The sequence below is a fragment of the Lacticaseibacillus camelliae DSM 22697 = JCM 13995 genome (assembly GCF_001311195.1).
Taxonomy (GTDB): Bacteria; Bacillota; Bacilli; order Lactobacillales; family Lactobacillaceae; genus Lacticaseibacillus; species Lacticaseibacillus camelliae.
The window spans coordinates 1-9,538 of record NZ_BBAJ01000082.1 but is presented as its reverse complement, the minus strand read 5'-3'; the positions used below and the strand labels follow the sequence as shown (position 1 = coordinate 9,538).

The 9,538-nt window shown below is 57.0% G+C and carries 10 protein-coding genes and 3 pseudogenes; 3 read left to right on the top strand and 10 right to left on the bottom strand.

Translation table 11 applies throughout. The features are described from left to right. The 7 genes and pseudogenes from JCM13995_RS11455 to JCM13995_RS11425 all read right to left on the bottom strand — a co-directional run. Positions 1-457, bottom strand: a 457-nt coding sequence (locus JCM13995_RS11455; protein ID WP_156314466.1) for a PH domain-containing protein, incomplete at its 3' end; no start/stop codon positions are given. After that, the gene (locus JCM13995_RS11450) at positions 447-920 is read right to left on the bottom strand and encodes a PH domain-containing protein (RefSeq protein ID WP_054665814.1); all 474 of its coding nucleotides are present in this window, start codon (positions 918-920) and stop codon (positions 447-449) included. The genes JCM13995_RS11450 and JCM13995_RS11455, both read right to left, overlap by 11 nt. 113 nt (positions 921-1,033) lie before the next feature. Next, positions 1,034-1,949, bottom strand: a pseudogene (gene cysK / locus JCM13995_RS11445) (cysteine synthase A). Then, positions 1,946-2,759, bottom strand: a pseudogene (locus tag JCM13995_RS11440) (homoserine O-acetyltransferase/O-succinyltransferase family protein). The pseudogenes cysK and JCM13995_RS11440 overlap by 4 nt, the downstream one beginning before the upstream one ends. Before the next feature lie 150 nt (positions 2,760-2,909). Then, positions 2,910-4,933 (bottom strand): annotated as a pseudogene (locus JCM13995_RS11435) (heavy metal translocating P-type ATPase). A gap of 47 nt (positions 4,934-4,980) precedes the next feature. Further along, positions 4,981-5,172, bottom strand: a complete 192-nt coding sequence (locus JCM13995_RS18130; protein ID WP_054665811.1) for a hypothetical protein — start codon at positions 5,170-5,172, stop codon at positions 4,981-4,983. 162 nt (positions 5,173-5,334) lie between these two features. Beyond that, a complete protein-coding gene (locus JCM13995_RS11425; RefSeq protein WP_369385721.1) occupies positions 5,335-5,643 on the bottom strand; it encodes a CopY/TcrY family copper transport repressor in 309 nt (102 codons plus the stop codon). A 317-nt stretch (positions 5,644-5,960) separates the two neighbouring features. Here JCM13995_RS11425 and fba point away from each other — a divergent pair, with 317 nt between their 5' ends. Continuing rightward, the gene (fba, locus tag JCM13995_RS11420) at positions 5,961-6,845 is read left to right on the top strand and encodes a class II fructose-1,6-bisphosphate aldolase (protein WP_054665807.1); all 885 of its coding nucleotides are present in this window, start codon (positions 5,961-5,963) and stop codon (positions 6,843-6,845) included. A 238-nt stretch (positions 6,846-7,083) separates the two neighbouring features. On the opposite strand, the gene JCM13995_RS14685 is transcribed toward fba, so the two are convergent. The 3 genes from JCM13995_RS14685 to JCM13995_RS11410 all read right to left on the bottom strand — a co-directional run bounded on the left by JCM13995_RS14685 (position 7,084) and on the right by JCM13995_RS11410 (position 8,168). Beyond that, positions 7,084-7,251 (bottom strand): hypothetical protein, encoded by a 168-nt coding sequence (locus tag JCM13995_RS14685; protein ID WP_156314465.1) that lies wholly within the window; start codon positions 7,249-7,251, stop codon positions 7,084-7,086. Between the two features lie 33 nt (positions 7,252-7,284). After that, complete coding sequence (locus JCM13995_RS11415; protein ID WP_054665804.1) at positions 7,285-7,500, bottom strand: DUF1659 domain-containing protein; 216 nt, start codon at positions 7,498-7,500, stop codon at positions 7,285-7,287. 104 nt (positions 7,501-7,604) lie between these two features. After that, on the bottom strand, positions 7,605-8,168 hold the full coding sequence (locus tag JCM13995_RS11410; RefSeq protein WP_156314464.1) for a sigma-70 RNA polymerase sigma factor region 4 domain-containing protein: 564 nt from the start codon (positions 8,166-8,168) through the stop codon (positions 7,605-7,607). A 388-nt stretch (positions 8,169-8,556) separates the two neighbouring features. On the opposite strand from JCM13995_RS11410, the gene JCM13995_RS11405 reads away from it, so the two are divergent. Together JCM13995_RS11405 and JCM13995_RS11400 are read left to right on the top strand one after the other, a co-directional pair. Continuing rightward, positions 8,557-9,030, top strand: coding sequence for a hypothetical protein (locus JCM13995_RS11405; RefSeq protein ID WP_054665797.1), 474 nt, complete (start codon positions 8,557-8,559; stop codon positions 9,028-9,030). After that, entirely contained in the window at positions 9,027-9,362 is a 336-nt protein-coding gene (locus JCM13995_RS11400) for a hypothetical protein (RefSeq protein WP_054665795.1), read from the top strand. The genes JCM13995_RS11405 and JCM13995_RS11400 overlap by 4 nt, the downstream gene beginning before the upstream one ends. Positions 9,363-9,538: the final 176 nt, after the last annotated feature.

Below are 9,538 nucleotides of genomic sequence, written 5' to 3'. Positions count from 1 at the left end.
CGGCTCGCCACGGCGCGCCATTTTGCGTCGGGCCTCGATTTCCGCACCCACTGCCGGCGCCACGGCGTAAAGCTGCGCCTCGCCTTCCTTGCCGTTTTGACTGGAGGTCTCGATCACCAGGCTTTCGAGGTCGAAGGGCTTGAGAAAAAAACCACTGCTGGTGGCGCAGGGTCTGGATCTTCGCGTAGGGAATGTGGCGCGTTTTGCGGACAAACAGACCGGACTTGATCACCACCTGCGAGTCCGCCAGGCGATAGGTGAACCGCAAGTAGCGCACCACGGTGCTGGCGACCACCAGCAGCAACCCACAGCCGACTAAAATCCACACGATCCAGCCGCCATCGTCCCGGTCATTAAACCCGATGACTACCAGCCCAATCACATAAATGAGGCTGCTGTAAAGTCCTTGGCCGGTCATCAGAATCAGTGCGGCCAGCGGCAGGCGTTCATCCTTCATCGCGTGCCTCCTGAGCCAGCTGCATGATCCGGTCCCGCAGCGCGGCCGCCACGTCCTGCGTCACCCCGGCGATTGAATCAGTCGTCGATGCGGTTTGCACCTGGACCTCCTGAAGCCCCTGCCACTGCATAATGGGGCCCGACTCCAGCGTCACGTTTTGGATCCGGCTGATCGGCACCGCCTTTTCCGAACGAAAGATGTACCCGCTGCGCAAATACACCGCAGTCGGCGTGATCAGGTAGCGCCAAAACTGGTACCGGTACGGGATCAGCACCAGGTGGATCCCGGCGTGCAAAATAGCCGCCGCGCCTGTTATGGCAGCCGGCCACCAAGGCCAGTGCCACAATCGCCAAGCGACCAGCAGAAAAATCGTGATTGCCAGCCAAATGGCCCCGTCGATCAACGCTTTCGTGCGCCAGACCGTTTTGATCTGCGCAGGCAGGTGTTCCCCTTTCATCCCCATCACGCTCCTCTTTTCGGTAGTATACCCCGAAAACGATTGCAGAGGGGGTGACATGACATTTTTGTTCGCGGATAAAAAAGCCAGGCAATCTCGCCTGACTTGACCGTCTCTGATCAGAACTTGAACAAATCCGTCGACAGGTACCGCTCGCCGTTGTCTGGGGCCACGGTGACCACCGTCTTGCCGGTGCCGAGCTTCTTGGCCAGCTCAATGGCGCCAAAGATGTTGGCGCCAGCGGAGATCCCAGGCAGGAACCCTTCCTCGCGGCTGACCTGCTTCGCCATGGCAAAGGCTTGGTCAGAGGTGACCTCCACGACATCCTGGTACAAGTTGGTGTCCAAGACTTTCGGCACAAATCCAGCGGAAATGCCTTGAATCTTGTGCTTGCCGCCGTGACCTTCCTTGAGCACCGGACTTTCGGCCGCCTCCAGCGCGTAGATCTGCACGGCCGGGTTGGCCTTTTTCAGGGCCCGCCCGACTCCGGTCAGCGTCCCGCCGGTGCCAACCCCGGCCACAAACGCATCCGGCGTCTTGCCGCCGAAGTCCGCGATGATCTCCTCACCGGTCGTTTTCTCGTGAATGTCCGGGTTCGCTGGGTTGTCGAACTGGCTCGGCATGAAATAGCCGTGCTCCTGGGCCAGCGCCTTGGCCTTCTTGATCGCCCCTGGCATGCCATCGCACCCGGGGTCAGGATCAGCTCGGTGCCGTAGCCTTGGATCAGCGCACGGCGCTCAACGCTCATGCTCTCAGGCATCACAATGATCATGTGGTAGCCCTTGGCGGCGGCGACCATCGACAGGCCGATGCCAGTGTTGCCCGACGTCGCTCGATGAGGGTGCCGCCAAGCTTCAGCGCGCCGCTTTGCTCGGCGGCCTCAATCATGGACAGCCCGATGCGGTCCTTGACGGAGCCGCCGGGGTTGAAGAATTCCAGCTTGACGTAAACGTCCGCGGCGCCGGCGGGCACCACGTGGTTCAGCTTGACCATTGGGGTCTTGCCAATCAATTCCGTAATATTGTTTGCAATCATAAGCTAATCTCCTTTTCTCGTTGTTCATCTGCCACGCGCGCGAGCCACTGATCGAAAAAGATGTGCTGCGTCTCTTCCCACTTGAACTGCGGCCCGCTCATCCTGCGGGGTCGGTGAAATAATGCTCGGGCTTGCGGTAAAAGCGGTCCGGGTGCGCCGCAATTTCCCGCTGGTACTCGTGCAGCAGGCCTTTTTGCCCGTACTCCAGGTGGGCAAACATGAAGGTCTGCCGGGCCTGCCGGTTGCCGGCCAAAAATAAGGCGCCATCTGTCGTCGTGGCCTCCAAGCGCAGCCGTGGGTCTGCTTCGATCTGTGCGCGATCCATTTCGGCGTACCGCGCGTGCGCCGCGTAAAAGCCTCGGGGAGCCCCTGCAGCAGGCTCGACGGCGCCAGTATCCGCTGCCGGTAGACGCCGAACAGCTTGTGCGGCAACATGTGCTTTCGAATGCCGTAAAAATGGTCCAGTGCCGCCATGCCGCCCCAACAAAGATACAGCTGGCTGACGCGGTGCGCCGCCAGCACGTCCATCAGTGCCCGCGCTTCGGCGATGTAGGTCACGTCGTCAAAGGCGAACCGCTCGATGGGCGCCCCAGTGATGATGAAACCATCCATCTCCGCGGCCGCCGTCAGGTCCAGCGGCGCCAGAATACGGCTGACGTCAGCCGGCACGCCACCAGGGTAATGCGTGGTCGGATAGTAGAAATGTAGCGCAACTGGCCGGCCCGAATGGGTCAACACGTTCGTAAAGCGCGCGTTCGTCTCAGGCTTGTCGTGCATCACGTTGAGAATCCCAATCTTCAGCGGTTGCATACGCGGCCTCCTTTCGTAGCCTTACAGTCTACCTGAACAAACGGAAAAATCAAGACTTTTTTGAAACCGTTTACTCATATATCTTATCGCATAGAAACACAAAAAAATCCGGCGGACCGCTTGGCCGCGCCGGATCTCAACTCGTTCAAATTAAAGTTTCAGGCTCATCGCGTTCAGCGCCACGATCACCGTGGATGCGGACATGATCAGCGCGCCGACGGCTGGGCTCAAAATGATGCCGATTCCAGCCAAGACACCGGCCGCCAGGGGCAGCGCCAAAATGTTGTAACCGGCGCCCCACCAGAGATTCTGAATCATCTTGCGGGTCGTCACGCGGCCCAGGTGCAGGAACGTCAAAATGTCCTGCGGATCGCTCTTGACCAGCACAACATCGGCCGAATCGATGGCGACATCCGTGCCGGCACCAATCGCGATCCCAATCTCCGCGCGGGCCAGCGCTGGCGCATCGTTCACGCCGTCGCCCACCATTGCGACCCGGTGGCCCTGACTCTGATACTGCCGCACGATTTTGGCCTTGTCTTCCGGCTTCAGCTCGGCGTGAACCTGAATGTCCCCCAGGCGGTGCGCCACGACAGCCGCAGCCGCCTGGTTGTCCCCGGTCAGCATCACGGGTTCGATGCCCTGCGCGCGCAGCCCGTCGATCAGCGTCTGCGCATCCGGCTTAATTTCATCCCCCTGCGCGATCAGGCCAAGCACCGTCTGCCCTGCCAGCAAAAATGAAATCGAATTGCCGGCCGAGGCGAGCTTGTCAAACGCAGCCAGGTCGTAGCCGATACCGTGCTCGCTCAAGTAGTTGGCGGTGACGATGGCATATTCGGTGCCGTCGACCGTACCTTGCAGCCCGACGCCTTGCAGCGTCTGCACATCTTCGGCGGCCGGCGCCTTGATGCCGCGCGCCTTGGCTTCAGCCAGGATCCCGGTAGCCAACGGATGGCTGGAACCGGCTTCCAGGGCGGCAAACAGCCCCAGCACCTGGTTTTCGTCAGCACTGCCGGTGAAGGATTGGACCGCGTTGACCTTGAACGTGCCTTCAGTCAGGGTACCGGTCTTGTCCATCAGCATCGTGTCGATTTTACCGGCAGTTTCCAGCGCCTGGCGGTTGCGGACCAACAGGCCCCGGCCAGCGGCCAGACTCGTCGAACGGGCCACGACCAGTGGAATCGCCAGCCCCAGCGCGTGCGGGCAGGCGATGACCAGCACCGTCACCAGCCGGTTGAGCCCAGTGTCCAATCCCGCGATACCAGTCCAGGCGAAGAACGCGATCAGTCCAATCAGCAGCGCCGCGTAAAACAGGTAGCGCGACACGACATCGGCCATGGTTTCGGCGCGCGACTTGTCGGCCTGGGCGTCGGCGACCAGCTTGGCCACCTGCGCCAGGTAGCCGGACTCGCCTGTCCCGGTGATTTGCACCGTCAGCGTCCCGTTGCCGTTGACCGCCCCGCCGATGACCTGGTCGCCGACGTGCTTTTCAATGGCCTTGGCCTCACCGGTGACCAGCGCCTCGTTGACGGCACTGGTCCCGGCCTGGACGACGCCGTCAGCCGGAATTTTTTTTCCCCAGCTAGAACGATGACAGAGGCGCCTTCCTGCAGCTTGGCCAGCGCGACGTCTTGCGTCGTGCCATCCGCCTGCAGTACGTGCGCGGACCCTGGCAGCAGCGCCGCCATTTTCGACATGACGTCACCGGCGTTCATCACCGCGTTCATTTCGATCCAGTGACCCAGCAGCATGATCACGATCAGGCTGGCCAGCTCCCAGAAAAAGTCCATCGTGTGTCCGCTCGGCGCGATGAAGTGGTTCATCACGAACGCGTACACACTATACAGATAGGCAACCGAAATGCCCATCGCAATCAGCGTCATCATCGCCGGTGCCTTGTCCTTGAGCTCGCCTTTGGCGCCGCTCAGAAACGGCTGGCCGCCGTAGAAGAACAGGAACGTCGACAGTGCGAGCACGAGCCAGTCCGAGCCGGGAAAAGTGAAATGGAACGGCAGGTGCAGACCCATGAACGGCGACAGCACGAACACCGGGATCGCCGCGACCAGCGACAGCCAGAACTTCTGCTTGAAGGCGCCCATGTTCATGTGGCCCATGCCTGGCATGTCCATATCCATGTCACCCATATCACCATCAGACATATCCATTCCTGCCATGGCGTCCTGGTTAGACGGGTCGCCGTGGCCAGACATGGTCATGTTGGTCATCTCGCATCGGCGCGCATGTTCATGTCAGTATGGTCGGCCATCTTCATCTCAGTGTGGTCAGACATTTGCTTGTTCGCCACGCTGTGGACATCGGTCATAGTCGCTTCAGCCGCGTGTTTGGCGTTGTGGTGTGCTGATGATGCCGCTTGGCGGTTCGCCTTTTCAATATTTCTCAGTGTTTCACTCACGGTGTTCCCTCCTAGCAGTCACAGTCAGCAGCGTCATCGGCGGAAACGGCAGGGTCCGGCGGCAAGCAGTCGCACGGGACAGTTTCCGGTGCCGTCTTCGCCTTTTCCGCCAAAATGCCTTGAAGGCGGCTAATGTCGCTGCCGTCAGCGGTGTCTTCTGAATCAGGTCAGCGAGCGTTGCGCCTTTTTTTTCATCGCGCACAGATGGGCAAACAGCTCTGTGACGGTTTCGTCCATCGCCTCGGCCTCCTCGACCGTGGCGTGATAGACAAACTTGCGCCCGTCCTTGGTCGTTGCCAGCAGGCCCTTCTTGACCAGCCGGCCCAGCAGGGTCTTAATGGTGGAATCCGACCAATCGCGCTTGCGCTGCAGCAGTGTGATCAGCTCGCCGGTTTGCACCTTGCCTTTGGTCCAAACGATGCGCATCAAGTCCCACTCGCTCGGCGTGATTTCGTCAATTTTTGTGTCCATCTTGTTTGCTCCTTACGTCTACATTTGTAAACCTTGATTTCAGTATAGCACGTCGTTTACATCTGTCAACGAAAAGATTTCAAAAGCCTCACAGACCTTTCAAGCGACCACGGCAAACGTCCTTGTTAAGCCGTTTAACCCGGCCGTTCGCCATGAAAAGGGTCTCATCTGCGAAACCCTTGTCAGCCGTGAAGTCCGGCGCGCTCCCGTCGATTGCACTGAAAGCTCCGGTAAAACACAATCGTCATGCGTGAAAATCTATGTTACACTTAAGGCGTTAAAAATCTTGTTTTTCAAAAATAGGAGGAATTACACTTATGCCATTTGTACGCGGCACAGAATTGTTCCAAGCTGCTCGTAAAGGTCACTACGCAATTGGTGCGTTCAACACCAACAACCTCGAATGGACCCGTGCCCTTTTGAAGGGTGCTCAGGAGCTCAATGTTCCGATCCTGATCCAAACATCCATGGGGGCTGCTAAGTACATGGGCGGCTACAAGCTTTGCAAGGCTCTGATCGAGCTTGAAGCTGAGTCCATGAACATCACCGTTCCAGTTGTTATTCACTTGGACCACGGTAACTTCGAAGCTGCTAAGGAAGCTATTGCTGCCGGCTACAACTCCGTTATGTTCGACGGCCACGACCTGCCATTCGACGAGAACCTTGAGAAGACCAAGGAAATCGTTAAGCTGGCTCACGCCAAGGGCATTTCCGTTGAGGCCGAAGTTGGTTCAATCGGCGGTGAAGAAGACGGTGTCATCGGCGAAGGCGAATTAGCTTCCGTTGAAGAAGCCAAGACCCTTGCCGCAACTGGCATCGACTTCATGGCTGCCGGCATCGGCAACATTCACGGCAAGTACCCTTCAAACTGGAAGGGCCTGCACTTCGACCGTCTGCAAGAAATCGCTGACGCCGTTGACCTGCCACTGGTTCTTCACGGTGGTTCAGGCATTCCTCAGGACCAGGTTGAAAAGGCCATCTCGATGGGGATCGCTAAGCTCAACATCAACACTGAATGCCAGTTGGCCTTCGCGAAAGCAACTCGCGAATACATCCTCGCCAACAAGGACCAGGAAGGCAAGGGTTACGACCCTCGCAAGCTCCTGGCACCTGGTACTCAGGCGATTACCGACACCTTCAAGGAAATCTCCGGCTGGATGGGTACCCGTCCTGTCAAGATGGTCCCAGAAGAAATCAAGTAATCTCGCTTTTGCAAGCCAAGCACCCTGCCTTTGCGGCAAGGTGCTTTTTTTATGCGCCTACGCAAAAAGGCGACCCGATTGCTCGGGCCGCCCCAGTTCATCGAACGACCGTGATTCGTCAGTGCCACGGTTGTTAGATTTCACGGATTCATTCGCTTTGGGAAATGCCTGTCGTTTTACAGAATGTCCGATGCCTTGAACATCACGTCTTCTTGCGTGTAACGGACAGAAGCTTCGATCAAAGTCTCGTACCAAATCGTATCGTTAAGGCCGAACAGATCCAGTCCTGGCAGGGCCTTCGAAATTTCCTCGCAAACGCCCGGTCCGGAATTGCTGCCAAGTTATTCAGACTAAACGTGTGTTGCCGGTTATCGTTGCCGGTGTAGGTCAGAAGTAACTGATACATGTGCCCTCCTCCTTTCTCTCAGATTGGCCATCACTAACCCTCGTCGACCACTTCACTCGTGGTCACCACCTGCAGTGAGCCTAACTCATCGTCTGGGTTGATCTTGCCGATCAGCTGGGCGAACTTCATCAGGTTCTCGTCGGTGGCTTCCGCGCGAATGTTGCCAAAGGCGCGAGTCGACCGATAGTTCGGATTGTCAGGCTGCACATAAGTCAGCGTGATCCGCTGCCGTACCACTTTCTTTGCCATCTTGTCTGCCTCCTTTCTCTGGGAAATCGTAAGACCGTTTCTTGCGGCTTACATAGAGAGAAAGCCCTTGCCTAAAAAAAAGTTCACACTCGGTCGAAAAATGGCTAACGTTCCGACGTTAGTTCCGTGTCCGCCGCCTTCAACTTCTGGTACTTGGCGTGAATCCGCCGCAGCAGATTAGTCAGGTTGGACTGGCTCAGCCTCAGCAGGACAATGGTTTCCGCCCGGGTCAGCGCCTGGTCGTACATGGCCTCGAACACCTCGCGCTCGCGCGGGCTCAGCCGGTTACGCAACTCGCTAATAACCGCCTCGTTTATACTATCGTCCAGTTGCCGGACAATCGCGTCCTGCGGGTCGGTCTCTGCAGGCGGCTCCTTGCGTGCACTCCGTTCGTGCACGGCTGGGCGCCGCTCCTCCCGGTTAATGATCTTAAGCAGCCCGTAGTAGACAAAAAGACCAGCGAGCTTATTGAACTTGACCCGTTCTGCCTTCGTCCGCACCGCATCACGGTAGCGCTGGTAGTAGGCAATATAGATGAGCATCCCCTCCTCCACCAAATCATCGTAGTCAGGGTGGCTAGGCCACACCTGCATTCTCCGCACGGCGGCGTGCACGACCCCCGTGTTGGCCAAATACAGCGTGAAACCTGTTTGCGCGTTCTTCATCATTAGCAGCTCCTTGCGCCTTTGCGCAGCAGATTTCATTAGCGCTAATGATGGAACTAGTATATTGTGTCCAATTAATTTTGAACACGCAGTATCGGTCAAAGGACAAAGGCCGGTGGATCAATGGCGCCGCTTTGTCCCCCAAAACGCCGGACAGTTCCCGGCCGCGAATGGGATACCCCCTATTGCTGCGAAAAAAAATGGCGTGATTCATCGCGAAATCACGCCATTTTTGTGAACTCTGCCCCCACCACTGGTTTATTAAGATAACGTTCCCCTGATAAGTTCAATTCGTTGACAAAAAGTAAGCAGTACTGATATGATGTGCTCGCCTGGGGGAACGGCGGTTCGAGACGCAGCTTGCAGAGAACTCTTTTTGGGGGTCTTTAGAATGTTGAAAATTGAAAAAGTCGATGGCACTTTGCCCAGCTTCCAGCCTCAAGACCTGGAGGCGGCAGCTGACCAACTACCGGTTCGCGATGACTTGCTACTCATGCCGACGCTTGTTTTCATCATGCCATTCACGCATCAACATATCCGCACCATTGCGATTGACGCCGAGGTCGGTCCATACGCCACGACCCAGTCAACTAAGGCAATCTCCCGAAACTTGGGCGCAAGGATCTCGCTGTTTCGCATCCAGGTGAATGAAACCAGACGCCTGGTGCATGCTCAGATGGGCCTTCATGGCCATCCGCAGCGCATCATTCCATACTTTGCCACCTTTTTCTTTCCGCTGAGTAGCAACAAAAAAAACGTGACACAATCTGGATCGCCGGCCACTACCTGCAAGATCTCACCATCATCGGGCCACACGTCGTTCGGGCGCAGTTCCAAACCGCGGGCAAGGGCAGTTTCTCGGTGACCTTATCCAGCTCCACTCTGCCGGACGCGCGTCGTCTCAGCCAGCTGCAAGAATACGCCGCTGAGGTCACTCGGCAGATGCAGCCCGTCCTCCGTGAAGTGTATGGACCGGTGTATAACGGTGCTCAATTCTCAAAGCCGCTGCCCAGTAACTATGCGCGTCTGAACTTGAACGGCGACCCGCTTAACACTGCTTCGCCAATCGACCCAGTACATGAGGCGCTGACTCAGATTTGGCCGAAGATTATCGCAAGCTTGAAAGATCAAGGAAGCCTCATCGACTACTCTGATCTGTACACGAACGTGAGTGAAAGACTCAGAGGATACCGATAGGAATGTCCATACTCAATAGGCTTGTCAGCAGAATCATAGTGATTCTCAAGGACAAGCCTCAATTTTTGTTTCAGTCACTTAACCATGGCCGCACTGGCTGCTTATGGCTTCCAAATTAATGTTATTATAATTAGAGCCTCAATTTTCAAGTCAAGTGCAACGATGATAACGAATTC